At 69.3% G+C, this 25166-nt stretch carries 20 protein-coding genes; 14 read left to right on the top strand and 6 right to left on the bottom strand.

What is annotated here, in order from left to right:
* Positions 1 to 6 precede the first annotated feature (6 nt).
* The gene (locus tag MWN52_RS05515) at positions 7 to 1236 is read right to left on the bottom strand and encodes a citrate synthase family protein (protein WP_286576948.1); all 1230 of its coding nucleotides are present in this window, start codon (positions 1234 to 1236) and stop codon (positions 7 to 9) included.
* Between the two features lie 118 nt (positions 1237 to 1354).
* Here MWN52_RS05515 and prpB point away from each other — a divergent pair, with 118 nt between their 5' ends.
* The 3 genes from prpB to prpC are packed head-to-tail and all read left to right on the top strand — an operon-like array spanning position 1355 to position 4072.
* Complete coding sequence (gene prpB, locus MWN52_RS05520; protein ID WP_130523430.1) at positions 1355 to 2242, top strand: methylisocitrate lyase; 888 nt, start codon at positions 1355 to 1357, stop codon at positions 2240 to 2242.
* Positions 2243 to 2275: 33 nt separating this feature from the next.
* Entirely contained in the window at positions 2276 to 2881 is a 606-nt protein-coding gene (locus MWN52_RS05525) for a DUF1003 domain-containing protein (RefSeq protein WP_130523431.1), read from the top strand.
* A gap of 36 nt (positions 2882 to 2917) precedes the next feature.
* Positions 2918 to 4072 (top strand): bifunctional 2-methylcitrate synthase/citrate synthase, encoded by a 1155-nt coding sequence (gene prpC, locus MWN52_RS05530; protein WP_286576951.1) that lies wholly within the window; start codon positions 2918 to 2920, stop codon positions 4070 to 4072.
* A gap of 105 nt (positions 4073 to 4177) precedes the next feature.
* Here the strand turns inward: prpC and MWN52_RS05535 are convergent, their stop codons facing one another.
* Both MWN52_RS05535 and MWN52_RS05540 read right to left on the bottom strand, forming a co-directional pair.
* Positions 4178 to 4636 (bottom strand): cell wall hydrolase, encoded by a 459-nt coding sequence (locus MWN52_RS05535; protein WP_130516048.1) that lies wholly within the window; start codon positions 4634 to 4636, stop codon positions 4178 to 4180.
* Positions 4637 to 4962: 326 nt separating this feature from the next.
* Positions 4963 to 7020, bottom strand: a complete 2058-nt coding sequence (locus MWN52_RS05540) for an NADPH-dependent 2,4-dienoyl-CoA reductase (RefSeq protein ID WP_286576953.1) — start codon at positions 7018 to 7020, stop codon at positions 4963 to 4965.
* Positions 7021 to 7392: 372 nt separating this feature from the next.
* Between MWN52_RS05540 and MWN52_RS05545 the strand changes: the two genes are divergently transcribed.
* The 3 genes from MWN52_RS05545 to MWN52_RS05555 all read left to right on the top strand — a co-directional run bounded on the left by MWN52_RS05545 (position 7393) and on the right by MWN52_RS05555 (position 10594).
* Positions 7393 to 8481, top strand: a complete 1089-nt coding sequence (locus tag MWN52_RS05545) for an OmpA family protein (protein ID WP_286576954.1) — start codon at positions 7393 to 7395, stop codon at positions 8479 to 8481.
* Positions 8482 to 9232: 751 nt separating this feature from the next.
* Positions 9233 to 9757 (top strand): hypothetical protein, encoded by a 525-nt coding sequence (locus MWN52_RS05550; RefSeq protein WP_286576955.1) that lies wholly within the window; start codon positions 9233 to 9235, stop codon positions 9755 to 9757.
* 48 nt (positions 9758 to 9805) lie between these two features.
* Complete coding sequence (locus MWN52_RS05555) at positions 9806 to 10594, top strand: pseudouridine synthase (protein WP_286576957.1); 789 nt, start codon at positions 9806 to 9808, stop codon at positions 10592 to 10594.
* A 141-nt stretch (positions 10595 to 10735) separates the two neighbouring features.
* Here MWN52_RS05555 and kbl read toward each other — a convergent pair whose 3' ends face one another.
* Positions 10736 to 11944 carry a glycine C-acetyltransferase gene (kbl, locus tag MWN52_RS05560; RefSeq protein ID WP_286576958.1) on the bottom strand — a complete coding sequence of 403 codons (1209 nt, stop codon included), beginning with the start codon at positions 11942 to 11944 and terminating at the stop codon, positions 10736 to 10738.
* A gap of 195 nt (positions 11945 to 12139) precedes the next feature.
* On the opposite strand from kbl, the gene MWN52_RS05565 reads away from it, so the two are divergent.
* The 4 genes from MWN52_RS05565 (at position 12140) to MWN52_RS05580 (ending at position 16018) form a co-directional block, all read left to right on the top strand.
* The gene (locus MWN52_RS05565; RefSeq protein WP_130523437.1) at positions 12140 to 13180 is read left to right on the top strand and encodes a sulfate ABC transporter substrate-binding protein; all 1041 of its coding nucleotides are present in this window, start codon (positions 12140 to 12142) and stop codon (positions 13178 to 13180) included.
* Entirely contained in the window at positions 13177 to 14037 is an 861-nt protein-coding gene (cysT, locus tag MWN52_RS05570) for a sulfate ABC transporter permease subunit CysT (RefSeq protein ID WP_130516063.1), read from the top strand. The genes MWN52_RS05565 and cysT overlap by 4 nt, the downstream gene beginning before the upstream one ends.
* Before the next feature lie 65 nt (positions 14038 to 14102).
* Positions 14103 to 14954, top strand: coding sequence for a sulfate ABC transporter permease subunit CysW (cysW, locus tag MWN52_RS05575; RefSeq protein ID WP_379655765.1), 852 nt, complete (start codon positions 14103 to 14105; stop codon positions 14952 to 14954).
* 20 nt (positions 14955 to 14974) lie between these two features.
* Complete coding sequence (locus MWN52_RS05580; protein ID WP_286576959.1) at positions 14975 to 16018, top strand: sulfate/molybdate ABC transporter ATP-binding protein; 1044 nt, start codon at positions 14975 to 14977, stop codon at positions 16016 to 16018.
* 148 nt (positions 16019 to 16166) lie between these two features.
* Here the strand turns inward: MWN52_RS05580 and tdh are convergent, their stop codons facing one another.
* Positions 16167 to 17201 carry an L-threonine 3-dehydrogenase gene (gene tdh / locus MWN52_RS05585; RefSeq protein ID WP_165394567.1) on the bottom strand — a complete coding sequence of 345 codons (1035 nt, stop codon included), beginning with the start codon at positions 17199 to 17201 and terminating at the stop codon, positions 16167 to 16169.
* A 97-nt stretch (positions 17202 to 17298) separates the two neighbouring features.
* Complete coding sequence (locus MWN52_RS05590) at positions 17299 to 19605, bottom strand: TonB-dependent receptor family protein (RefSeq protein ID WP_286576960.1); 2307 nt, start codon at positions 19603 to 19605, stop codon at positions 17299 to 17301.
* Positions 19606 to 19771: 166 nt separating this feature from the next.
* On the opposite strand from MWN52_RS05590, the gene MWN52_RS05595 reads away from it, so the two are divergent.
* The 4 genes from MWN52_RS05595 to MWN52_RS05610 all read left to right on the top strand — a co-directional run bounded on the left by MWN52_RS05595 (position 19772) and on the right by MWN52_RS05610 (position 25119).
* Entirely contained in the window at positions 19772 to 21829 is a 2058-nt protein-coding gene (locus MWN52_RS05595; protein ID WP_286576961.1) for a phosphocholine-specific phospholipase C, read from the top strand.
* 74 nt (positions 21830 to 21903) lie between these two features.
* Positions 21904 to 23178, top strand: a complete 1275-nt coding sequence (gene folC / locus MWN52_RS05600; RefSeq protein WP_286576963.1) for a bifunctional tetrahydrofolate synthase/dihydrofolate synthase — start codon at positions 21904 to 21906, stop codon at positions 23176 to 23178.
* A 65-nt stretch (positions 23179 to 23243) separates the two neighbouring features.
* Entirely contained in the window at positions 23244 to 24260 is a 1017-nt protein-coding gene (locus MWN52_RS05605; protein ID WP_286576964.1) for an SPOR domain-containing protein, read from the top strand.
* Positions 24261 to 24354: 94 nt separating this feature from the next.
* Positions 24355 to 25119 carry a CvpA family protein gene (locus MWN52_RS05610; protein ID WP_286576965.1) on the top strand — a complete coding sequence of 255 codons (765 nt, stop codon included), beginning with the start codon at positions 24355 to 24357 and terminating at the stop codon, positions 25117 to 25119.
* Positions 25120 to 25166: the final 47 nt, after the last annotated feature.

Below are 25166 nucleotides of genomic sequence, written 5' to 3' on the forward strand. Positions count from 1 at the left end.
CCGCTTCTACTTCTCCTTCGTTCCTCGCTGCTGCTCACTCGCTGCTCGCTCCTCCGGCGGCAGGCCCACGTACCGCGCCCGCGGACGGATCAGCTTGCCCAGGGTCTGCTGTTCCAGCGCGTGCGCCAGCCAGCCGGCGAGGCGGCCGCTGGCGAAGACCACCAGCGCGGGCGAGGCGGGCAGGTCGTAGAGAAAGCACAGGGCCGCCAGCATCAGATCGATATTGGGGCGCAGGCCGCTGGCTTCCTCGGCACGCGCGATCAGCGCTTCGAGCTGCGCCAGGCGCGGACAGTCGGCGCGGTGGGTGCGCAGCATCGACAGCAGTTCCGCCGCGCGCGGGTCGCCATGCGGATACATCGCATGACCGAAGCCGGGCAAGTCGTCGCCGCGCGCCCAGCGGGCGGCCACCTCGTCGGCGCCGGCCTGCAGCAGCGCATAGGCGCGCGCGGTGGCGCCGCCGTGACGGGGGCCGGACAGCGCGGCCAGTCCACTGCAGACTGTGGCATGCAGGTGCGCGCCGGTGGAGGCCACCACGCGTGCGGCGAAGGCCGAGACATTGAGTTCGTGGTCCGCGCACAGCACCAGCGCGGCACGCACCAGTTCGGCGAAGTCCGCATCGCCCGGCACCCAGGCCTGGGCCAGTTGAAGATGCACGGGAGTGGACGCGGGCTGCTGGCCGATCAGCAGCGCCGCGTTCTGCCGCAGCAGCTGCGCGGCCACGTCGAAGCGCACCGCCGGGGCCAGGTTGAACGAATGCCGCACCTCCAGCGCCAGCAGCGGGATGCAGGCCAGGGTGCGCTCCAGCGGCGGCAGGCTCTGGTCCAGCGCCAGTCGCGCCACCGTCGGCGGCCAGGCCGATGGCGAGGCGGCGAAGGGGTCGTGGCCGGCGCTGTCCCACAGTAGCCGCGCGGTCTGCTCCAGCGTGGCGCCGTCGCGGACCGCGGCCACCGCCGAGCGGCCGCGGTAGTAGGGACCATCGGCCTGGATCAATGAAATGCCGGTCTCCAGGACGGGCAGGCCGCGATCCAGGCTCTGCGCGGCGCCGCGCGCCGCGCCGCGGCCGGCGCGCTTGTTCTGCGCCAGGCGCTCCACGTCCTGGCGCCGGTACATGCGGCTGCGGTGGTCCGGACCGGGGCGCGATTCCAACAGGCCGCGGCTGACATAGGCGTAGAGCGTGGCGCTGGTGATGCCGAGCAGCTCGCAGGCCGTGGTGGCCGGAATCAGGTCGTGGTCCATGACAGGTTGATTTGTGCGATCAAGATTGATCAATGCATCGCAGGGTGCCAGATTGCGCCTCGCCCCGCGAGTGCGCCACCGCCGCGCCGCGCGCCCGTCCCGATCCAGGAGTTCCGCCATGTCCACTTCCAGCCCCGGCGCCCGCTTCCGCGCCGCCCTGGCCGCCGAGTCGCCGCTGCAGGTAATCGGCGCGATCAACGCCAACCACGCCCTGCTGGCCAAGCGCGCCGGCTACAAGGCGCTCTATCTGTCCGGCGGCGGCGTGGCGGCCGGCTCGCTGGGCCTGCCGGACCTGGGCATCAACACGCTGGAAGACGTGCTCATCGACACCCGCCGCATCACCGATGTGTGCGAGCTGCCGCTGCTGGTGGACATCGACACCGGCTTCGGCGCCAGCGCGTTCAACATCGAGCGCAGCATCAAGTCGCTGATCAAGGCCGGCGCGGCCGCCTGCCACATCGAGGACCAGGTCGGCGCCAAGCGCTGCGGTCACCGCCCGGGCAAGGAGATCGTCAGCCAGGGCGAGATGGTGGACCGGGTCAAGGCCGCGGCCGACGCCAAGACCGATCCGGACTTCTTCCTGATCGCCCGCACCGACGCGATCCAGGCCGAGGGCGTGGACGCGGCGATCGCCCGCGCCATCGCCTGCGTGGAGGCCGGCGCCGACGGCATCTTCGCCGAAGCAGCCTACGACCTGGAGACCTACCGGCGCTTCGTCGAGGCGGTCAAGGTGCCGGTGCTGGCCAACATCACCGAGTTCGGCGCCACGCCGCTGTTCACCCGCGACGAACTGGCCAGCGTGGGCGTGGCGATCCAGCTGTTCCCGCTGTCGGCCTTCCGGGCCGCCAACAAGGCCGCCGAGCGCGTCTACCAGGCGATCCGCCAGGACGGCACGCAGCAGGCCGTCCTGGACACCATGCAGACCCGCGAAGAGCTGTACGAACGCATCGGGTACCACGCCTTCGAGCATAAGCTGGACGCACTGTTCGCCGGCAAGCGGGCATGATCGGGCTCCCTTCGACCTGATCTTGCGCATGCCATGAACTTTTCGCGTCCGCCCGCCGCAGAACGCCAGCGCCGTACCCGCATCGACCGGCGCGAGACCGCGCGCCACCTGCTGCAGACCGAACTGGAGAAGCTGCAGGGCGAGGAGCGCGCGATCGTCGAGCGCTTCATCGCCAAGCGCCAGGTCGCACGCAACGTGGCGCGCGAGTTCAGCCAGAACCGCACGCTGGGCGAGCGCGTGGCCGACCGGGTCGCCGAGGTCGGTGGCAGCTGGAGCTTCATCATCGCCTTCGGCGTATTCCTGGCGGTGTGGATGGCGATCAACAGCTTCGTGCTGGCCAAGGCCTTCGATCCCTATCCCTACATCCTGCTCAACCTGTGTCTGTCCTGCCTGGCCGCGATCCAGGCGCCGATCATCATGATGAGCCAGAACCGCCAGGCCGCCGCCGACCGCCTGCGCGCGGAGAACGACTACCAGGTCAACGTCAAGTCCGAGCTGGAGATCCTGCAGGTGCACGAGAAGCTCAACCAGCTGCGCGAGCAGGACTGGGCCACGCTGGTCGAGCTGCAGAACCGCCAGATCGAAATGCTGCAGCAGCTGCTGGTCCAGCGCGACGCGCCGCCGACCGCTGCGCCTTAACACGTCACATCGAAGCAAACCCCGGGAGGAAACACCGTGTCCGAGCAACCCACCGCCACCGGCTTCAAGCCGAAGAAATCCGTCGCGCTGTCCGGCACGCCGGCGGGCAACACCGCGCTGTGCACCGTCGGCCGCACCGGCAACGATCTGCACTATCGCGGCTACGACATCCTGGACCTGGCTAAGAGCGAATTCGAGGAAGTCGCCTACCTGCTGGTACACGGCAAGCTGCCCACGCGCGACGAGCTGCGCGGCTACAAGGCCAAGCTCAAGTCGCTGCGCGGCCTGCCCGCCGCGGTCAAGGCCGTGCTGGAGGAGCTGCCCGCTTCGGCCCATCCGATGGATGTGATGCGCAGCGGCGTGTCGGCGCTGGGCTGCGTGCTGCCCGAGAAAGACGATCACAACCATCCCGGCGCCCGCGACATCGCCGACAAGCTGATGGCCTGCCTCGGTTCGATGCTGCTGTACTGGTACCACTGGAGCCACAACGGCCGCGCCATCGACGTGGAGACCGACGATGATTCGATCGGCGGCCACTTCTTGCATCTGCTGCACGGCGTGGAGCCGCGCAAGGAATGGGTCGAGGCGATGCATACCTCGCTGGTGCTCTACGCCGAGCACGAGTTCAACGCCTCCACCTTCACCTGCCGCGTCATCGCCGGCACCGGCAGCGACATGTACAGCGCCATCTGCGGCGGCATCGGCGCGCTGCGCGGGCCCAAGCACGGCGGCGCCAACGAGGTGGCCTTCGAAGTGCAGAAGCGCTACGACACGCCCGACGAGGCCGAGGCCGACATCAAGGCGCGCGTGGAGCGTAAGGAAGTGGTGATCGGCTTCGGCCACCCGGTGTACACGGTCAGCGATCCGCGCAACAAGGTGATCAAGCAGGTCGCCCACGACCTGTCCAAGGCGCAGGGCAGCACCAAGATGTACGACATCGCCGAGCGCCTGGAGACGGTGATGTGGGACATCAAGAAGTTGTTCCCCAACCTAGATTGGTTCAGTGCGGTCAGCTATCACATGATGGGCGTGCCGACGGCGATGTTCACGCCGCTGTTCGTCATCGCGCGCACTGCGGGCTGGAGCGCGCATGTGATCGAGCAGCGCATCGACGGCAAGATCATCCGTCCCAGCGCCAACTACACCGGTCCGGAAGATCTCGACTTCGTGCCGATCGACAAGCGCAGCTGATGCGGCGTGCGATGTGGCGCTGAAACAAAGAAGGAGGGCCGGCAATGCCGGCCCTCCTTCTTTGTGCGTCGCGATGAAGTCGCTTGCGTCAGTAAGCCGGGGTGTTCACGAGCGTGGCTTGAGCGACTGCACGCGATAGAAGGTGTGATCGCCGATCGTGGCCACGGTGTAGGCGTTGGCCCAGCTGGGTGCGACCAGTTCGTGCGCGGCGAAGTGACTGGCACCGGGGACGATCTCGCGCCGCGCGCCGCGCGGCAGCGCCCAGTTGCGCTCCGAATCCAGCGCCACCGACACAGAGCGCGCCCATGCGCCGCCGTTCTGCAGACGCGTGGAGCTGGGCACGATGCCAGGGGCGAATTGATGCCGTGCGGTGACCACCTCGCACAGCGAGTTGCCCCATAGCCCGCTGTCGCGGCGTCGCAGCGCGACTTCCGCAACGGCTTCTTGTCCACGCATGCTCTGGTCCCGCGCCTCGAGATAGACGGTGGTGGACAGACATAGCGAATCGGCGGCCGGCTGCGGCATCACATGTGACGACAGCCATAAGATCCAGGCCAGTTTCATCGAACTCCTTGCTCCGTTTGGCCGCATGCGAAGGGGTCGTCCCACAAAACTGGGGAAGACGGCCGGCACAGCGGTTGGGCGTCATGGGGAGGCAGCCATCTCACGGGCTACCCGGGTGCTGGCCTTGAATGAAAGGGTGGCCAGACAAGACCCGCCTGAACTGGGCGGCGGGTCGGAAAGTCGGCGCAAGGTACGGGCCGAATTCAAAACGTCAACTGAATATCGACGCTTACATCACGACGCTGACTACGGCAGTCAGCGTCTCATGACAGTGCGAGGTTGATGCCGCGATGCAGCGCGTTCGCAGCGCGCGTGATGTGCGTTTTTCAAAGCGTTGCGGCCAGACGACTGGCCTGATCGATCGCGCGCTTGGCATCGAGTTCGGCCGCGACATCCGCACCGCCGATCAGATGCGGCGTGATGCCTTGCGCCTGCAGCAGATCGAACAGCTCGCGTCGCGGTTCCTGGCCTGCGCAGATCACCACATGGTCGACCGGCAGCGTCTGCTCGGATCCATCCACGCGGAGATGCAGGCCTTCATCGTCCACACCCAGATACTCCACGCCACCGAGCATGCGCACCTGCTTGGCCTTCAGCGTGGCGCGATGCACCCAGCCCGACGTCTTGCCCAAACGCGCACCGGGCCGACCCGGCGTGCGCTGCAGCAGCCACACCTCGCGTGCCGGCGGTTCGGGCTTCGGCGCGATCAGACTGCCTGGCGCTTCGAAGCTTGCGTCCACGCCCCACTGCGCCATCCAACGCCTGGGATCGGTGCTCGGCGACGCGCCGTGTTCGACCAGATACTCGGCCACGTCGAAGCCGATGCCGCCGGCGCCGATCAACGCCGCACGCGCGCCGACCCGCACGCGCCCGGAGAGCACATCCACATAGCTGACCACCTTGGGATGATCCGCGCCCGGCATCTGCACCGTGCGCGGCGTGATGCCCGTGGCCAGCACCACCGCATCAAAGCCCTTGAGCGTGTCCACATCGGCCAGCGTGTCCAGGTGCAACTCCACGCCGGTGTCGTCCAGGCGCTGGCGGAAGTAGCGCAGCGTCTCGTGGAATTCCTCCTTGCCCGGGATGCGCTTGGCGTAGTTGAACTGGCCGCCGATCTCGCTGCCGCCTTCGAACAGGCTCACCCGGTGCCCGCGTTCGGCCGCGACCGTGGCGCAGGCCAGGCCCGCCGGACCCGCACCGACCACGGCGATGCGACGCGGAGTCTCGGTCCTGCGATAGACCAGCTCGGTCTCGGCGCAGGCGCGCGGGTTGACCAGACAGCTGGCGCGCTTGTTCTGGAAGACGTGGTCCAGGCAGGCCTGGTTGCAGGCGATGCAGGTGTTGATCCGCGCCGCATCGCCGGTGCGCGCCTTGCGCACCCAGTGCGGGTCGGCCAGCAGCGGTCGCGCCAGCGACACCATGTCGGCCTTGCCGGCCGCCAGGAGGTCCTCGGCCACCTGCGGCATGTTGATGCGGTTGGTGGCGATCACCGGCACCGACACCTCGCCCCTGAGCTTGGCGGTGACATCGGCGAAGGCCGCGCGCGGCACCGAGGTGACGATGGTCGGCACGCGCGCCTCGTGCCAGCCGATGCCGGAGTTGATCAGGGTCGCGCCGGCGGCCTGCACCGCGCGGGCCTGCGCGACGATGTCCGGCCAGGCGTTGCCGCCTTCGACCAGATCCACCAGCGACAGGCGGTAGATGATGATGAAGTCCGGCCCGCAGGCCTCGCGCACGCGTCGCACGATCTCCACCGCGAAGCGCATCCGGCGCGCGGCATCGCCGCCCCAGGCGTCGTCGCGCTGGTTGGTGCGCGCGGCGGTGAACTGGTTGATCAGATAACCCTCCGATCCCATCACTTCCACGCCGTCGTAGCCGGCCTGACGGGCCAGGCGCGCGGCATGGGCATAGGCATCGATCTGGCGCTCGACCCCGCGCGCGCTCAGCGCCCGCGGCGTGAAGGGATTGATCGGCGCCTTGAGGCGCGAGGGCGCGACCGATAGCGGGTGATAGGCATAGCGCCCGGCATGCAGCAGCTGCAGGCAGATCTTCGCCCCGTGCGCATGCGCGGCCTGGGTGACCTGGCGATGCGGGCGTGCCTCCCACGGCCAGGACAGCTTGCCGCCGAACGGCTTGAGCCAGCCGACCAGGTTGGGCGCGAAGCCGCCGGTCACGATCAGCCCGACTTCGCCCTGCGCGCGCTCGGCCACGTAAGCCGCCAGCTTGGGGAAGTCGGCGGCGCGGTCTTCCAGGCCGGTGTGCATCGAGCCCATCAGCACCCGGTTGCGCAGGCGCGTGAAGCCCAGGTCCAGCGGCGCCAGAAGATGCGGGTAAGGGTGGGTGGCTTCGTTCAGGTTGGCCTGGCTCGGCGTCTGGCTGGGCATGTCAATACGCTTGCGTATGGAAGAGTGCGCGCACCTTGCCGCAAGGCGCTGCGCCGGACAAGAGGCGCTGACGCAAAGGCAACGCTGGCTTCACCTGAACCGAAGGTAATGAACGATTCGGACACACAATTGGCGCATGGTTTTCACACCACGTGCGCTTTGGCGCCCGTATAACGTGGCCCGCGCCAGGCAGGGGCGCGAGTCGACTTGTTAGGCTGCTGTTAACACGATCTTCACGAGCCCCTGCATAATCTGCGCCGGTGTTGACGGCACCCTCGCCGTTCAAACATTGGACTGAATGCCGTAAGGCTCGGGATGACCCCACGCCCACGCAGTCGGTTTTCAAAACCCTGAACTCTCAAGGAGTCGCAAATGAACAAGAAACTTCTCTGCGCCGCGATGCTGGCCGGACTGAGCGTGGCGCAGGCCGCTTCGGCTCAGGAGTTTGACGACCGCTGGTACCTGACCGGTGCGGTGGGCTACAACCTGCAGGACAGCGACCGCAAGACCGACGACGCTCCGTTCGCCACCCTGGGCCTGGGCAAGTTCATCAGCCCGAACTGGTCGCTGGACGGTGAGCTGAACTATCAGAACCCGAGCCTGGACCCGGAAGACAACCTGAACTGGTCGCAGTACGGCATCTCGTTCGACCTGCGTCGCCACTTCATCCAGGAAGGCCGCGGCTGGAACCCGTACGTCCTGATGGGCCTGGGCTACCAGCGCTCGGAGGAAGAGTACGACAACTTCCCGAACCCGGATTCCCCGGCCAAGAACAAGGACGGCAACTTCGCCGCCAAGGTCGGCGTCGGTCTGCAGACCACCTTCGACAGCCGCGTCGCCGTGCGCGCCGAAGTGGCCTACCGTGGCGACTTCAACGACCAGAGCCACCGCGCTCCGGACGAGTCGTGGTTCGGTGACGTGCTGGCCTCGGTCGGCGTCGTGATCCCGCTGGGCACCAAGGCCGCTCCGGTCGCCCCGCCGCCGCCGCCGCCGCCGGCTCAGACCTGCGCCGACCTGGATGACGACGGTGACGGCGTCAACAACTGCGACGACAAGTGCCCCGGTTCGCAGGCTGGCCAGACCATCGGTCCGGACGGCTGCCCGGCTCCGGTCACCATCGACCTGAAGGGCGTGAACTTCGACTTCAACAAGGCGACCCTGCGTCCTGACGCGGTGGCGATCCTGAACGAGGCCGTCGAGATCCTCAAGCGCTACCCCGACCTGCGCGTCGAAGTCGCCGGTCACACCGACCTGTGCGGTACCGAGACCTACAACCAGAAGCTGTCCGAGCGTCGTGCGAAGACCGTGTACGACTTCCTCACCAACAATGGTGTGTCCTCGTCGCGTCTGGTTGGACCGATCGGCTACGGCGAGAGCCGTCCGCTGGAGCAGACCCCGAACACCTTCCCGGCCTGTAAGAGCGAGAAGAACCGTCGTACGGAGCTGAACGTCCAGAACTAATCTGGCCGCTCAGGGGTTGGCTGCGGGATACCGCAGCCGCCTCCAGCAGTGAAGAAAAGCCCGGCCTTGCGCCGGGCTTTTTCTTTGTGCTTCTGTCGAAATCGAGGCCTCGCCGCGATTGAGTGTTGCGGCTTTCGATGTCGGGGTTTCGCAGCGGTCGAGGTCGCAGCTTCGGAAGCGCCGCGGTCCGGGCTGTGTGGCCTGAATGCACAGGGTGGCCGATGGCGCACAGTTCTCCGGGCCTCGACCCGATCTCGGTGGGGAGCCGCCATGGCGGCGATGAGGCCTTCCCGGTAGAGCCCCATCGCCGCCATGGCGGCTTCCACCTGTAGAGCGGAGCTTGCTCCGCTGGGGGCCTTCCCCACGAATCGAACGGAACGCAGCGGAGCAAGCTCCGCTCTACAGGCAGGTCGCTGCGAGATTTGAGGAGACAGTTGCTCCTACCGAAGCATGCGGCGCGATCAGGCCTTTCCCAGCCAAGCGGCCATGCAGGAGTCGCCCAACCGTGGAGCCGCGCCTGGCCGTGGCGAGGCTGCTGGGCGAAACGGGCTCACTGGCCCGCCCGCGCTTGACCAACGGATTGGCGGTTCTGAGCTCCGGCGAAGAATCCTCTGTCTCGCGCGGGGCTCCGTGCACCGTATTCAGTCTTTTCTTTCAGTGATTTGCATGGAAAACATCGTGTAACGGTTGATTGTCTGCGCGCCGCCTGCCTAAACTCCCGCAACCCTCTTTTTCTCCTTGCGAACTCCCTATGCGCGCATCCCTCGTTGCGGTCGTTTCCCTGCTCGCCGTTGCTCCGTTCGCACACGCCGAAGCGGCGCAGGACTGTAACGGCGTGGTGCCGCAACCGCTGCCGCAGCGCACGACCGTGCTCTCGCCGGTGGCCGTGGAGCTGTTCGCCAACACCACCAGCCTGGGCGCGCCCAGCGGCGTGCTGGCGCAGTCCTACAACGATGCGCAGTCGGTCGATCGCGTGCTGCTGCGGATGAAGGTCGACGGCTGCCGCGAGCTGGCCATGGCCACGCCGGCGGTGAAGGCCAACGATCCGGCCGCCTACCAGCCCAAGACCCAGTACGACAACACGCCCTGGCGCTTCGACATGAACCAGAACGGCAAGCGCATGACGGCCGACGAGTTCGATGCCTGGATGAAGTCGCGCGGCGTGCGCGTGGTCAAGGCCAAGCCGGCCGCCGCGGTCGCCGTGCCGCCGGGCGAAGTGGTCGCGACGCCGGCCGCCGCGCCCGCCGCGGCAGTGCCGACCGCCGACAAGCAGTAAGTCCGCGCCGTCGGCCCGCGCGGCGACGGCATACAGGGGCGCATTCCGATGGCGACGCACAAGCCGGTTCGCGACGATGCGCCGCGGCATGGGTTGGCGCGCGCGCTGTCCAAGCTGGGCCTGTGCTCGCGCACCGAGGCGGCGCGCTGGATCGCGGCGGGGCGCGTGCGGGTGGACGGCCGCGTGGTGCGCGATCCGGAGTTCCCGACCGTCGCCGGCCGTTCGCGGATCGAGGTCGATGGCCAGGCGGACGCGGAAGTGGGCGCCGAACGCCGCTATCTGATGCTCAACAAGCCGCGCGGCCTGGTCACCACGGCGCGCGACGAGCAGGGGCGCGACACGGTCTATCGCTGCCTGGACGGAGCAGGTCTGCCATGGCTGGCGCCGGTGGGGCGGCTGGACAAGGCCAGCGAAGGCCTGCTGCTGTTGAGCAACGATCCTGTGTGGGCAGCGGCGATCACCGACCCGTCGACGGGGCCGAGCAAGACCTATCACGTGCAGATCGATGCGATTCCCGATGCCGCGCTGCTGGCGCGGCTGGAGCAGGGCGCGCCGGTCGACGGCGAACACCTGCGTGCCGCACGCGCGCAGCTGCTGCGCAGCGGCGGGCGCAATGCTTGGCTGGAGATCACGCTGGACGAGGGGCGCAACCGCCAGATCCGGCGGCTGCTCGAGGCGTTCGGCCTGTCCACGCTGCGGCTGGTGCGTGTGGCGATCGGCGAGCTGCCGCTGGGCGCATTGGTCAAAGGCGCGTGGCGTGAACTGACGCCGCAGGAGGTGAGCGCGCTGGCACCGCCTTCCGACGTGGCCACGCCCGGAAAGAAGGCCGCTCCCTGACCTGATCCGGGCGTAGAAGGATTCCAGCGCGGGCGGCGCTTGTGGCCGCCATCCGCGCCCGGCGCCTCACCTCGGCGCCGATGGAACCTTCAACCAATGGCCCGGGCCAAGGCCGTTCGGCCCCGGCCAGCGGTAAACGAATCAGCCCTTCAGCACGCCCAGCTCGTGGCCGATGCGGGTGAAGGCGTCGATGGCCTGGTCCAGGTGCGCGCGGGTGTGCGCCGCGCTGATCTGGGTGCGGATGCGGGCCTGGCCCTTGGGCACCACCGGGAAGAAGAAGCCGATCGCATAGATGCCTTCCTCCAGCAGGCGCTCGGCGAAACGCTGCGCCAGCGGCGCGTCGTAGAGCATCACCGGGCTGATCGGGTGCACGCCGGGCTTCAGGTCGAAGCCGGCGGCGGTCATCCGCTCGCGGAAATAGGCCGTGTTGTCGCGCAGCTGCGTGCGCAGGTCGCCGGCGGCGTCGAGCATGTCGAAGGCCTTGATCCCGGCGGCCACCACGTGCGGCGGCAGCGAATTGGAGAACAGGTAGGGGCGCGAGCGCTGGCGCAGCAGTTCGATCACCTCGGCGCTGGCGGTGGTGAAGCCGCCCAGCGCGCCGCCCATCGCCTTGCCCAGCGTGCCGGTGATGATGTCGATCCTGTCCAGCACGCCCTTGACCTCGGCCGAGCCGCGCCCGGTCTGGCCGAGGAAGCCGGTGGCGTGGCATTCGTCGATGTGGACCAGCGCGCCGTACTTGGCGGCCAGGGCGGTGATCTCGTCGAGCGGGGCGATGAAGCCGTCCATCGAGAACACGCCATCGGTGGTGATCAGCTTGGTCCGGCAGCCGGCGGCGTCGGCCGCCTGCAGCTGCACTTCCAGGTCGGCCATGTCGCAGTTGGCGTAGCGGAAGCGCTTGGCCTTGCACAGGCGCACGCCGTCGATGATCGAGGCGTGGTTGAGCGCGTCGGAGATGATCGCGTCGTCCTCGCCCAGCAGCGGTTCGAACAGGCCGCCGTTGGCGTCGAAGCAGGCCGCGTACAGGATGGTGTCCTGCTTGCCGAAGAAGCGCGCGATGGTCTGCTCGAGCTGCTTGTGCAGGTCCTGGGTGCCGCAGATGAAGCGTACCGAGGCCATGCCGAAGCCGTGCGTGTCCAGCGCCTGCTTGGCCGCGGCGATGATGTCCGGGTGGTCGGCCAGGCCCAGGTAGTTGTTGGCGCAGAAGTTCAACACCTGGCGCCCGTCGGCCAGGGTGATCTGCGCCGACTGCGGGCCGGTGATGATGCGCTCGGACTTGAACAGCCCGGCCTCGCGGATGCCGTCCAGCTCCTCGGCGTAGCGGTGGGTCAGGGCGGGGAGGGCATCGGTCATCGGGCGGGCCTGGGAACGGGAACGGAAGGGCGCATTTTACGCGCCGCCCCGCCGAGGCCGGTTCGCGGGTTCAGCCTGATTCCCGTTGGCGATAAGCACGCGCGCTTTCATTATTTCGTGGCACATTCATGCCTGGGCAGCATAAGCATTCCTGAATGCAGCCCAGCTCGCTGTCCATTAAGCAAGGAATCCGCCATGACCCTCACCCGCACCCGCCGCCTGACTCGCCTGTTCGCGCTGGTCATGGCCTCGTGCCTGCTGACCGTGGCCGCGGCGGCCATGGCCCAGCAGAAGCAGCTGCTCAACGTGTCCTACGACCCCACGCGCGAGCTCTACCGCGCCCTGTCCGACGCCTTCAGCCAGGACTGGAAGGCCAAGCATGGCGAATCGGTCAGCGTGGAGAGCTCGCACGGCGGCTCGGGCAAGCAGGCGCGTGCGGTGATCGATGGGCTGGAGGCCGACGTGGTCACCCTGGCGCTGGCCTATGACATCGACTCGATCGCCAGCCAGGCCAAGCTGCTGCCGACCGACTGGCAGAAGCGCCTGCCGGACAACAGCGCGCCCTACACCTCGACCATCGTCTTCCTGGTGCGCAAGGGCAATCCGAAGCAGATCAAGGACTGGCCCGACCTGCTCAAGCCCGGCGTGCAGGTGATCACGCCCAATCCCAAGACCTCCGGCGGCGCGCGCTGGAACTATCTGGCCGCCTGGGCCTATGGCCTGCACATCTTCAAGGGCGACGAGGCCAAGACCCGGCGCATGGTGACCGCGCTGTACAACAACGTGCCGGTGCTGGACACCGGCGCGCGCGGGGCGACCACCACCTTCGTCCAGCGCGGCATCGGCGATGTGCTGCTGGCCTGGGAGAACGAGGCCTTCCTGTCGCAGGAAGAGCTGGGCAAGGACAAGTTCGACATCGTCGTGCCCAAGCTGTCGATCCTGGCCGAGCCGCCGGTGGCGCTGGTGGACAAGAACGTGGACAAGCACGGCACGCGCGCCGAGGCGCAGGGCTTCCTGGAGTTCCTGTACACGCCGCAAGCGCAGAAGATCATCGCGCACAACTTCTACCGCCCGCGCCATCCCGAGTTCGCCGACGCGGCCGACATCGCGCGCTTCCCCAAGGTGCAGCTGGTGACGGTGGACCAGGTGTTCGGTGGCTGGGCCAAGGCGCAGGCCAAGCACTTCGCCGACGGCGGTGAGTTCGACAAGATGCTGGCGGGAAAGAAGCGGCCTTGAGCGTTGCGATTCCTGCAGCAGGGCGCGCGCGCCGAAGGCGGGTGATTCCCGGCTTCGGCCTCAGCCTGGGCACCACCTTGCTGTGGCTCGGGCTGATCGTGCTGCTGCCGCTGGCGGGGGTGTTCATCAAGTCGGCCGGCCTGGGCTGGCACGGACTGTGGGCGGTCTGGACCGACCCGCGCGTGCTGGCCGCGCTGCGCGTGAGCTTTTCCACCGCGCTGGCGGCGGCGGCGTTCAACGCGGTGGCCGGCACGCTGGTGGCCTGGGTGTTCGTGCGCTACGACTTTCCGGGCAAGCGTCTGTTCGATGCGGTGGTGGATCTGCCGTTCGCGCTGCCCACGGCGGTGGCCGGCATCGCGCTGACCCAGCTCTATGGCCCGACCGGCTGGCTCGGCCGCTGGCTGGAGGCCGGCGGACTCAAGGTGGCCTACACCCCGCTGGGCATCACGGTGGCGCTGGTGTTCATCGGCCTGCCGTTCGTGGTGCGGGTGGTCGAGCCGGTCCTGGCCGAGGTGGAATCTGAATTGGAGGAGGCCGCCGCCAGCCTCGGCGCCGGGCGCTTGCGCACGGTCGCCCAGGTGGTGCTGCCCACGGTGTGGCCGGCGGTGCTGTCGGGGTTCGCGCTGGCGTTCGCGCGCGGGGTGGGCGAGTACGGCTCGGTGATCTTCATCGCCGGCAACCTGCCGGGCGTGTCGGAGATCGCGCCGCTGCTGATCACCATCAAGCTGGAGGAGTTCGATTACGCCGGCGCCACTGCGATCGCCGCGGCGATGCTGCTGCTGTCCTTCGTCCTGCTGCTGGTGATCAACACGCTGCAGGCGCGGCTGGCGCGGCGCGGCCTGAAGGTGCCGGCCTGATGGCCGCCGTGTCCGTGCCTGTGCCACGGCGCGCGCTGCGCGCGCCGACCACCGAGCCGGCGTGGATGAAGTGGACGCTGGTGGGGCTGGCGCTGCTGTTCCTGCTGTCCTTCCTGCTGTTGCCGCTGGTGCTGGTGTTCACCGAGGCGCTGCGCAGCGGGCTGCCGACCTTCCTCAAGGCGATCACCGACCGCGACGCGCTGGCGGCGATCAGGCTGACCCTGGTGGTGACCGCGATCGTGGTGCCGCTGAACCTGATCTTCGGCATCGCCGCGGCCTGGGCGGTGAGCAAGCACCGCTTCCCCGGCAAGCGCATCCTGGTCAGCCTGATCGACCTGCCGTTCGCCGTCTCGCCGGTGGTGGCCGGCCTGGTCTTCATGCTGATCTTCGGCCGCCAGGGCTGGGCCTGGCCGCTGATCGACGAGGGCTGGCGCGTGCATCTGCCGCTGTTGGGGGACACGCTGATCCAGCTGCCGAAGATCGTGTTTGCGCTACCGGGCATCGTGCTGGCCACGACCTTCGTCACCTTTCCCTTCATCGCCCGCGAGCTGATGCCGCTGATGGAGCAGCAGGGCAGCGACGAGGAGCTGGCCGCGCTCAGCCTGGGCGCCAGCGGCTGGCAAACCTTCTGGCGCGTGACGCTGCCCAACATCCGCTGGGCGCTGCTGTACGGCGTGCTGCTGTGCGCGGCCCGGTCGATGGGCGAGTTCGGCGCGGTCTCGGTGGTGTCCGGGCACATCCGCGGGCGCACCAACACCTTGCCGCTGCACGTGGAAATCCTCTACAACGAATACGCCTACAGCGCGGCCTTCGCCGCCGCCTCCCTGCTGGCGCTGAGCGCGCTGGTCACCCTGGCGCTCAAGTCCTGGCTGGAGTGGCGCCACGGCGAGGCGCTGGCGGCCAGACACCGACACTGATTCAAGGTCCGCAACAACCCATGGGCATCACGGTCGAACACCTCTCCAAGCGCTTCGGCGCCTTCGCCGCGCTGGACGCGATCGATCTGGACATCCGTCCGGGCGAGCTGCTGGCGCTGCTGGGCCCGTCCGGGTCGGGCAAGACCACACTGCTGCGGGTAATCGCCGGGCTGGAGCATGCCGACGAGGGGCGCGTGCTGTTCGACGGCCAGGACGCCTCGGTGCTGCCGGTGCAGCAGCGCCAGGTGGGCGTGGTGTTTCAGCACTACGCGCTGTTCAAGCACATGCGGGTGGAGGAGAACATCGCCTTCGGCCTCAAGGTCCGCCGTGGCCGCGCGCGCTGGCCGAAGGCCCGGATCGCCGAGCGCGTGCGCGAGCTGCTCTCGCTGGTGCAGCTCGAGGGCCTGGGCGCGCGCTATCCCACCCAGCTCTCCGGCGGCCAGCGCCAGCGCGTGGCCCTGGCGCGCGCGCTGGCGATCGAGCCGAAGATGCTGCTGCTGGACGAGCCCTTCGGCGCGCTCGATGCCAAGGTGCGCCGCGACCTGCGCCGCTGGCTGCGCCAGGTGCACGAGGCGACCGGGGTGACCACCGTGTTCGTCACCCACGACCAGGAAGAGGCGCTGGAGCTGGCCGACCGCGTGGCCATCCTCAACAAGGGCCGCATCGAACAGATCGGCACGCCGGCGCAGGTCTACGACCAGCCCGCGTCGGCCTTCGTCTACGGCTTCGTCGGCGAGGCCAACCGCCTCTCGGGCCACAAGGCCGGCGAGGTGCTGCGCGTCGGCGGTCTGGCGCTGGCTGCGCCGCAGGGCGATGCGCTGGCCGACGGCGCGGTGGCGCTGTTCGTGCGTCCCCAGGATCTGCAGCCGGTCGCGCCGGGGCAGGGCGGCTGGCAGGCGCAGGTGGAGAGCGTGCAGCGCAGCGGTCCGCGCCAGCGCATCCATGCCCGTCTCGACGATGGCACGCCGTTGGAGCTGGAGCTGCCGGCCGCGACCGAAAGCGTGCAGGTGGGCGAGCGGGTCGGCCTGGTCCCGGCGCGCTGGGGCGTCTTCGCCGAGCGCTAGCCGGGCTTGCCGGTGCGCTGGCAGCGTTCGGATGAGTGAAAGCTGCTGTGTGATCTGCGGATCGCCCACCCATGGCATCCCTGCGGGACGCACATGAAACGAAAAAGGCGCCTCGCGGCGCCTTTCGCGTGATGGCCCGAGGCGGACCTCAGTTCCAGCTCAGCACGACCTTGCCGGCCTTGCCTTCCTCCATCAGGTCGAAGCCCTTCTGGAAGTCGTCGATCGGCAGCTGGTGGGTCAGCACCTTGCCCAGCGGGAAGCCGCTCAGCACCAGCTGGGTCATCTTGTACCAGGTCTCGTACATCTTGCGGCCGTAGATGCCCTGCACGGTCAGACCCTTGAAGATGATCTTGTCCCAGTCCGCGCCGGCGCCGCGCGGCATGATGCCGAGCATGGCGATCTTGCCGCCGTGGTACATACAGTCGAGCATGTCGTTGAACGCGCGCGGGTTGCCGCTCATCTCCAGGCCGACGTCGAAGCCTTCCATGTGCAGGTCGGCCATCACGTCCTTGAGCGAGGTGTTGGCGACGTTGACCACGCGCGTGGCGCCCATGTCGGCGGCCAGCTTGAGGCGGAAGTCGTTGACGTCGGTGACCACCACGTTGCGCGCGCCGATGTGCTTGCAGATGCCGGCGGCGATGATGCCGATCGGGCCGGCGCCGGTGATCAGCACGTCCTCGCCGATCACGTCGAACTCCAGCGCGCAATGCGCCGCGTTGCCGTAGGGGTCGAAGAACGCGGCCAGCTCGGAGGGGATCTGGTCGGGGATCGGCCACAGATTGGAGGCCGGCATCACCATGTACTCGGCGAAGGCGCCGTTGACGTTGACGCCGATGCCCACCGTGTTGGGGCACAGGTGCGGACGTCCGCCGCGGCAGTTGCGGCAATGCCCGCAGACGATGTGGCCTTCGGCCGAGACGCGCTGGCCGACCTGGTAGCCGGTCACCGCCGAGCCCAGCTGCGCGATGCGGCCGACGAACTCATGGCCGATGGTCAGGCCCGGCTTGATGGTGCGCTGGCTCCACTCGTCCCACAGGTAGATGTGCAGGTCGGTGCCGCAGATGGCGGTCTTCTCCAGCTTGACCAGCACCTCGTTGGGGCCGGGCACGGGCTTGGCGACCTGTTCCATCCAGATGCCCTTGCCCGCCTCGCGCTTGACCAGCGCTTTCATCGTGTCCGCCATGGTGCGTTGCAACCGAAGACAAAGAGGAGACCAATTATAAGCCGCGGCCCGGCGTGGACCTTTCATCCACGCCGGGCCGCCGTCCCTGCTTGCGCGATCAGAAGCGCGCGTCGACCGTGAAGAACACCTGGCGCGGGGCGCCGGCCATCAGGGTCTGGTTGTAGCCGTCCGGATCGGAGGCGACATAGCCGTTGGTGCCGGTGGTGGCGAAGTAGCGCTTGTCGGCCAGGTTGGTCACGTTGACCGAGACGTCCAGGCGGGAGAGCGCGCCGACCCGGCCGAAGTCGTAGCCGCCGCCGGCGTTGAACAGCCAGTAGCTGGGCACGCTGGAGTCGTTGAGGTAGGTGAGGTAGCGCTTGTCGGTGTACTTGCCGTCGATCGAGGCGTGCCAGCCGTCCTGCCGCCAGGACAGGCTGGAGGAGAACATCCATTCCGGCAGGCCGACGACCTGCTTGCCCTTGGTCGCCACCACGCCGTTGTTGAGGTAGTCGTCCTGGTACTTGGAGCGGTTCCAGGACAGGGTGTTGAGCCAGCTCAGGCCGTCGATCGGCTTCCACACCAGGGCCAGGTCGACGCCGCTGCTGTCCACCTCGCCGACGTTGCTCAGGATCGCCGAGCAGGTCTGGATGGCGCTGCACGGGGAGATGGTCAGCAGGCGGTTGGAGAAGCGCGTGTAGTAGGCGCCGACCGAGGCCTCGTAGCGCTCGCCGTGGGTACGCCAGCCGGCCTGCACGGTCTGCGACTGCTCCGGGTCCAGGGTGTTCTTGAGCTGGTTGAACGTGGCCTGGTTGGTGGCGAACGGGCTGTAGCCGAAGGCGGCGATGTTCTTGCTGTAGGAGGCGTAGACGTCCTGCGCCTCGTCGAGCTTGTAGCTGACGCCGACCTGCGGCAGGAAGTGGTCGTCGGCCTTGATCGTGCCCTGCGCATAGCTGCTGCTGGGCACCAGCGAGCGCGCCTGGATCTGCGTGCTCACCGCCTTGGCGCCGAAGTTGAGGCTCAGCCGGTCGTCGAGCAGGCGCAGGGTGTCCTGCGCATAGGCCATGCGCGTGCGGGTCTGGTACTTCTGCAGGAACTGGCGGTAGAACGGGTCGCCGGCCTCGTAGAAGTTGAACATGGAAGTGAACGGCCCGCCCAGCTGGAAGTAGTTGCGCTCCTGGGTGTTCTGCGCGTTCTCGGCCCAGCCGCCGAGCTCGATCTCGTTGATGCCGATGTTGAACTTCAGCGCGGCGGTGCCGCCGAAGCGGTCCAGGCCGTAGTCGGTGGTGCGCATGGACAGCGGCACGCTGGCCGAGGTCGGCACGTAGGGCGTGACCCATTGCCCCTCGCCGCGGTCGCCGTGGTAGTAGCCGGTCACGTCCAGCGAGACGGCGGGACTGAAGACGAAGCTGCCGGCCAGCGCGGCCAGGGTGTCGTCGCGCAGGCCGGCGCCCCAGTAGTAGGTGGCGTCCAGCCAGTCGTAGTCGGCCGGCAGGCCGGCCAGTGAGGCCGGATAGCCGTTGGCCACGCCGGCATAGGTGCCGGTGCGCTGGTAGGCGCGCGCCATCTGCGCGGCGGTGGCCCAGTCCGGCACCAGGTAGTCGTAGTCCCAGCCCAGCACCTTCTGGCTGGTCAGCGACAGGTCCATGTAGTCCTGTTCCTTGCGCCGCGACTTGTCCACGAACAGGCTCACGCGGTTGCCCTCGCCCCAGGCGTACAGCGCCTTGGCGTTGAACTGCTCGTAGCGCTGGCTGCCGTCGCCCTTCCACTTGTCCATGTCCGAGTCGGCATAGGCCACGTAGGCCGACAGGCCGTTGTGCTCGCCGGTGTCCAGGCGCGCGTAGGTGCGGCTGGCGTTGCGGTCGCCGACGGTCTGCGAGAAGCGACCGCCGAACTCGGTCTCCGGATCGGCCGAATAGAACTGCAGCGTGCCGCCCAGGTTGCTGTTGGACGCCGTACCCAGCGCGCCGGCGCCCTGCGCCAGCTCCACCGAGGCGATGTTCTCGGAGAGGATGGCGCGGGTGATGGACAGGCCGTTGGTGACGCCGTAGCTCATGTTGCCCAGCGGCACGCCGTCCAGGGTGAAGCCCAGGCGGCTCTGGTCGAAGCCGTGCAGGTAGATCGCGGTGGACCACTCGTAGGCGCCGGTGGCGTCGGCCGACTGGAACTGCACGCCGGGCAGCTTGTCGATCGCCTTCAGCGCGCTGCTGCCGGCCGGCAGGCGTTCGATGTCCTGCTGGTTGACGCGCTGCACCTGGCGGGTCGCGCCGCGCGCGACCACCGAGACCGCGTCGAGCTGCTTGGCATCGGCCGGGGCCGCCTCGGCGGCGTCGGCCGGCGGGTCGGCGGCCTGGGCCAGGCCGGAGATGGAGCAGAGCAGGGCGAGCGCCAGGGCGCTGCGGCGCGGCGTGGGAATCGAAAGTGACATCGGTGAAAGCCGTGAGGGAGGAGGCGGCGGAACGGTGTCACCGATTCATGAAGTTGCGATGACGAGGCGATGACGTCCCGGATGTCGTGCGCCTGACAAACATCTGGCGTATACCGCTGGGCGGCCGGCGCTGCGCCGGGCTTTCTTTCGTTTCCGAGATGTCGGTATGCACAAACTTTCGCGTCGCGATTTCCTGCAGCGCCTCTCGGCGCTGACCGCCGCTGGCCTGCTGCCTGCCTCCATCGGCCGCGCGCTGGCGCTGCCGGCGCAGGTGCGCAGCGGCACGCTGGCGGACATGGAGCATGTGGTGATCCTGATGCAGGAGAACCGCGCCTTCGATCATTACTTCGGCACGTTGCGCGGGGTGCGCGGCTTCGACGACCCGCGCCCGCTGCGGCTGCGCGATGGCGCGCCGGTATGGCAGCAGCGCCAGGACGGCGGCGCGCCCGTGCTGCCCTTCCACCTGGACACGCGCGCCACCAGCGCAGCGGTGATGAAGAGCCTGGACCACAACTGGAAAGGCGCGCGCGGCCAGGACGCCGCGCGCTGGCAGCAGTACGACTGCTGGGTGCCGTACAAGGGCGCGCTGAGCATGGGGCATCTGCAGCGCGCGGACATCCCGTTCTATCACGCGCTGGCCGATGCCTTCACCGTGTGCGATGGCTACTTCTGCTCGCTGCACGGGCCGACCAATCCCAACCGCATGTACCTGTTCACCGGCAGCAGCGGGCTGAGCGTGGGCAACGACGGCGCCCAGGCGGTGGACAACGCGGACGACGGCAACTGGACCGCGGACATGAAGCGCGACCGGGCCGACTTCGTCGGCCTGCGCTGGACCACCTATGCCGAACGCCTGCAGGAGGCCGGCATCGACTGGCGCGTCTACCAGGAGTACGACAACTACGGCGACAACCCGCTGTCCTCGTTCGCGCGCTTCCGCGCCATGGACGTGCGCGACCCGCTGTACCGGCGCGGGCGCGGGATCGTGCCCGGCTCCGACGCCGACAATGCGCAGCACAGCACCGCCCAGCACCTGGTCGATGCCTTCGCCGCCGACGTGCGTGACGGAAAGCTGCCGCAGGTGTCGTGGATCGTCGCGCCGTATCCGTACAGCGAGCACCCCGAGGCCACGCCGGCCCATGGCGAGTCGCTGGCCTCGCGCATCCTCGATGCGCTCACCGCCGTGCCCGAGGTCTGGGCGCGGACCTGCCTGATCATCAACTACGACGAGAACGACGGCTTCTTCGACCATGTGCCCGCGCCGCTGCCGGCGCTGGATGCGCGCATGGGCGCCAGCCAGGTCGAGGTGCGCGGCGAAAGCTACAAGGGCACGCCGGTCGGCCTGGGCGTGCGCGTGCCGATGACGGTGGTCTCGCCGTGGACGCGCGGGGGCTGGGTCGATTCGCAGGTGTTCGACCACACCTCGGTGCTGCGGCTGCTGGAGGCGCGCTTCGGCGTGGCCGAGCCGAACATCAGCCCGTGGCGACGCGCGGTGGCCGGCGATCTGACCAGCGTGTTCGACTTCGCCACGCCCGACGACTCGGCGCTCTCGGCCCTGCCGTCCACCGCCGACTACCTGCAGCGCATGCAGGCCGCCGCGCGCCAGCCCGCGCCGGTGGTGCCGGTGCCGGGCGCGCAGCCGAAGCAGGAGCCCGGCCAGCGCCCGGCGCGGGCCCTGCCGTACGCGCTGCAGGTGCATGCGCGCCACGGCGAGGACGGGCTGCGCCTGGTCTTCGTCAACGACGGGCAGGCGGCGGCGGTGTTCAACGTCTACGCCGACGGCGGCGCGGTCGGGCCCTGGTACTACACGGTGCTGCCGGGCCGCACGCTGGAGGACGCGCCGCATGCGCTGCCGGCCGGGGCCTACGCGCTGGCGGTGCACGGGCCGAACGGCTTCCTGCGCGAGTTCGCCGGCGAGGGCCATGCCGCGCCGCTGGTCGAGGCCACGCGGGACGGCGAGACGCTGGTGCTGCAGCTGTCCAACCCGACGCGCACGCCGGTCGTCCTGCAGCTGCGCGCGCTGGACTACGCCGACCCGGCGCCGCGCAGGATCAGCCTGCGCCCCGGCGAGCGGCAGACCGTGCGCATCGAGGTGGCCCAGGCCGACCACTGGTACGACCTGGAACTCACCCAGCCGGGCGGCGCGTTCCGCCGCCGCCTGGCCGGGCACCTGGAAACCGGCCGCCCCAGCCGCAGCGACCCGGCGATCGGGCGGGTGCGCTGACCACGGCGGGCGCGCTTCGCGGTGCGGGCGGGGTGCGGTCACAATGGCGCCCCCCCAACGCCCCGTACCGCCCGATGTCCGTCCCTGTCTCCCGTTCCCTGGCCGATTGGCTCAGCTACATCCAGGCCCAGCATCCCAGCGCCATCGAACTGGGCCTGGAGCGCGTGCGCGCGGTGGCCGAGGCGATGGGCCTGGGCAAGCCGGCGCGCCAGGTCGTCACGGTCGGCGGCACCAACGGCAAGGGCTCGACCGTGGCCTTCCTCGAGGCCATCGCCCGCGCCGGCGGCTGGAAGGTCGGCGCCTACACCTCGCCGCATCTGCGGCGCTACAACGAGCGGGTGCGCATCGACGGCGTGGAGGCCGACGACGCGGCGCTGGTCGAGGGGTTCGAGGCGGTCGAGGCCGCGCGCGGCCACACCCCGCTGACCTATTTCGAATACGGCACGCTTGCCGCGCTGCGGCTGTTCCAGCGCGCCGGGCTGGACCTGGCCGTGCTGGAAGTCGGCCTGGGCGGCCGGCTCGATGCCGTCAACGTGATCGACCCGGACGTGGCGGTGATCACCACCGTGGACATCGACCACACCGACTGGCTGGGCGCCGACCGCGAGGCCATCGGCAAGGAGAAGGCCGGAATCGCCCGGCCGTGGACGCCGCTGGTGCTGGGCGAGGTCACCGCGCCCTCCAGCGTGCTCGGCCACGCCTACGCCATCGGCGCGGCGGTGATCCAGCTGGGCAACGACTTCTTCCACGAGGCGGCCGAGGACGGCCAGTGGCGCTGGCGCGAGGTCGGCACCGAGCTGCTGCTGCCGGCGCTGCCGCTGGACGCGCCGGCCCAGCGCGCCAATGCCGCCACCGCGATCGCCGCGCTGCGCGCGCTGCCCGAGGAGCTGCCGGCCAGCGCCTTCGCCGCCGGCATCGCCCAGGCGCGCGTGCCCGGGCGCCTGCAGCGGCTGGAGCGCGCGGGCATCGAGCTCCGCCTGGACGTGGGCCACAACCCCCAGGCCGCGCGCGAACTGGCCGCGTTCCTGGACCGGCACCCGGCGCGCACGTTGGCGGTCTACGCCGCGCTGTCGGACAAGGACGCCGCCGGCGTGGCCAACGCCCTGGCAGGGCGCGTGGCGCGCTGGTTCCTGGCCGGGCTGGAGCCGGGCACGCCGCGCGGGCAGGACGCCGACACGCTCGCCGCGCGCCTGGCCGGCACGCCGGCCGCGGCGGGTGAACGTTTTGCCGGCATTGCCGAGGCGCTGCACGCTGCGCTCAAGGCCGCCGCGCCGGGCGAGCGCGTGCTGGTGTTCGGCTCGTTCCACACCGTGGCCGAGGCGCTGGCGGTGCTGGATTCAGGCGCATGAGGAAAGCGCCGCGGCGCGCGCGCTTATAATTCGCCACTTCATCACCAAAGCCGTCGCCCAAGACGATGGATACCGCTTTGAGAAACCGCATCATCGGCGCCATCGTCCTGGTCGCCCTGGCCGTCATCTTCCTGCCCATGCTGATCAAGGGCCCCGCCAGCGACAGCGGCGTCTCGGATGTCTCCACCGATGTGCCCAAGGCGCCGGAGGGCCAGTTCGAGACCCGCGACCTGCCGCTGGTGACCCCCGGCCAGCCCGGCGCCAACGGCGCCACCGGCATGCCCGCCCAGCCCAAGCCGGCCACCGAGACGCTGACCCCGGCCGACGCGCCCAAGCCGGCCACCAACGCCCAGGGCCTGCCGCTGGCCACCGCCGGCGGCGACTACGCGGTGACCTTCGGCGCCTACGCCAGCCAGGCCGATGCCGATGTGGTCATCGACCGCCTGCGCCAGTCCGGGCTCGAGGCCTTCCGCCAGGAGGCCACCATCGGCGGCAAGCCGGCCTGGCGCGTGCGTGTGGGGCCATACGCCGACCGCGCGCAGGCCGAGATCGCGCGCCTGGCCGCGGTCAAGGTGCGCAGCGACGTCAAGGCCGAGGTGATCGCACTGGACGCTGGCAGCGACGCGCCGGCCACCGCGCCCGCGGCCTCCACGCCGCCTGCAGCCACGCCGGCCACCCCCAATCCCGATGCGGCCCAGCTGGCCACCGAGGCGCCGCCGGCGGCCAAGCCCGCGCCCGCGGCCAAGCCTGAACCGGCCGCCAAGCCGGCGCCGACGCCGGCCAAGCCGGCCGCGCCGGTCGAATCCAAGCCCCCTGTCGCCGCCGTGCCCAAGCCGGCGGCCACCGGCGTGGGCTTCGCCGTGCAGGTCGGCGCGTTCGGCAAGGAAGCCGATGCCAACAGCCTGCGCGACAAGCTGCGCGGCAACGGCTTCAGCGCCTTCGTCGAGCCGGTGTCCACCGACAGCGGCCGGCTGTTCCGGGTGCGGGTCGGGCCGGTGTCCACCCGCGCCGAGGCCGACCAGCTCAAGGCGCAGGTCGCCGCGCGCAACGGCCTGACCGGCATCGTCCGCCCGCATCCTTAGAGGCCTTGAAGGACGCCGGTTGGTCCAGGGAGGAAGACCGATGACTTCGAAGCGCGACAATCCGTCCATCTCTTCACGGCGCCGGGAGTAGCCCGTGATCGATCTGGTCCTGGGCACGGTGATCGTGGTGTCCACCTTGCTGGGGCTGCTGCGCGGCTTCGTCGGGATCGTGGTCGGCACCCTGTCCTGGGTGCTGGCGGGCCTGGCGGCCTTCCTGTTCGGCGACCGCGCCGCGCGCCAGTTCGCCGACGGCGGGACGCCGGGCATGACCGACTACTTGGGCGGTTACGCGCTGACCTTCGTCGGGGTGATGATCGTGGTGGCGCTGATCGGCATGGTGATCAAGGCCTCGGTGCGCAACACCAGCCTCTCGGGCGTGGACCGCCTGGCCGGCGGCGGGCTGGGGCTGGTGCGCGGCGGGTTCTTCGCCTGTGTGCTGGTGCTGCTGCTGTCCTTCACCCCGCTGCCGCACGAGGCGGCCTGGCGCCAGTCGCATCTGATGCCCCTGATCGCGCCCGGCGCGGCCTGGATGCGCGCCCAGCTGCCGGAACTGTCCGTGCCGCAAATGCCGGCGATGCCCGATCTGCGGGACATGAACGTGGACCGGTTACGCAACCTGGATCTCAACAATCCGGCCTTGTCAGGCGATAATGGCGCCCTCAACGACAAGTTCCAGCAGGCGGCCGCGCAGCTGCCGCAACTCGGGCAGACGGTGTCCGAGGCTCTGAAGGGCGACGGCGGACGCAGTGCCGGCCGCTGGCCCCAGCCCCTTGAAGACCCCGCACCGGGCGATCCGGCCCAGGTGCATCCCAACGAAGGCGACCCGGCGCGGGTCGTGCCAATGCCCAAGGGCCAGTAACGGTCGCGCTAGTTTCGTCACGTCACCTCGCAGCAAACCCGAGCGGA

Origin of the sequence: Pseudoxanthomonas winnipegensis (assembly GCF_030322905.1) — a bacterium.
Lineage (GTDB): Bacteria > Pseudomonadota > Gammaproteobacteria > Xanthomonadales > Xanthomonadaceae > Pseudoxanthomonas_A > Pseudoxanthomonas_A winnipegensis.